The 1227-nt window shown below is 49.9% G+C and carries 1 rRNA gene; it reads right to left on the reverse strand.

Annotation, left to right across the window (positions count from 1 at the left end):
• Positions 1-1218, reverse strand: a 23S ribosomal RNA gene (locus tag VF726_RS31475); the annotation flags it as partial.
• Positions 1219-1227: the final 9 nt, after the last annotated feature.

Raw genomic sequence — 1227 nt, forward strand, 5'->3', positions numbered from 1 at the left:
GGTATCAATCCGCAGCTTCGGTGGTGTATTTAGCCCCGGTACATTTTCGGCGCAGAGTCACTCGACTAGTGAGCTATTACGCACTCTTTAAATGGTGGCTGCTTCTAAGCCAACATCCTAGTTGTCTAAGCAACTCCACATCCTTTTCCACTTAATACACACTTTGGGACCTTAGCTGGCGGTCTGGGCTGTTTCCCTTTTGACTACGGATCTTATCACTCGCAGTCTGACTCCTAAGGATAAGTCATTGGCATTCGGAGTTTGACTGAATTCGGTAATCCGATGAGGACCCCTAGTCCAATCAGTGCTCTACCTCCAAGACTCTTACACTTAAGGCTAGCCCTAAAGCTATTTCGGGGAGAACCAGCTATCTCCAGGTTCGATTGGAATTTCTCCGCTACCCACACCTCATCCCCGCACTTTTCAACGTGCGTGGGTTCGGGCCTCCATTCAGTGTTACCTGAACTTCACCCTGGACATGGGTAGATCACCTGGTTTCGGGTCTACGACCACGTACTAAACGCCCTATTCAGACTCGCTTTCGCTGCGGCTCCGCCTCTTCAGCTTAACCTCGCACGGGATCGTAACTCGCCGGTTCATTCTACAAAAGGCACGCCATCACCCATTAACGGGCTCTGACTATTTGTAGGCACACGGTTTCAGGATCTCTTTCACTCCCCTTCCGGGGTGCTTTTCACCTTTCCCTCACGGTACTGGTTCACTATCGATCACTAGGGAGTATTTAGCCTTGGGAGATGGTCCTCCCAGATTCCGACGGAATTTCACGTGTTCCGCCGTACTCAGGATACATTCAAGAGAGAACGAAGTTTCGACTACGGGGTTGTTACCCTCTACGACGGACCTTTCCAGGTCGCTTCGTCTACCTCGTTCCTTTGTAACTCCGTATAGAATGTCCTACAACCCCAAGAGGCAAGCCTCTTGGTTTGGGCTATGTTCCGTTTCGCTCGCCGCTACTCAGGAAATCGCATTTGCTTTCTCTTCCTCCAGGTACTTAGATGTTTCAGTTCCCTGGGTCTGTCTTCCTTACCCTATGTATTCAGATAAGGATACCATACCATTACGTATGGTGGGTTTCCCCATTCGGAAATCTTCGGATCAAAGCTTACTTACAGCTCCCCGAAGCATATCGGCGTTAGTCCCGTCCTTCATCGACTCCTAGTGTCAAGGCATCCACCGTGCGCCCTTTCTAACTTAACCAAACTAAAA

This window comes from Bacillus sp. Brlt_9, from assembly GCF_051948935.1.
In the GTDB taxonomy this organism is placed as follows: Bacteria; Bacillota; Bacilli; order Bacillales; family Bacillaceae_G; genus Bacillus_A.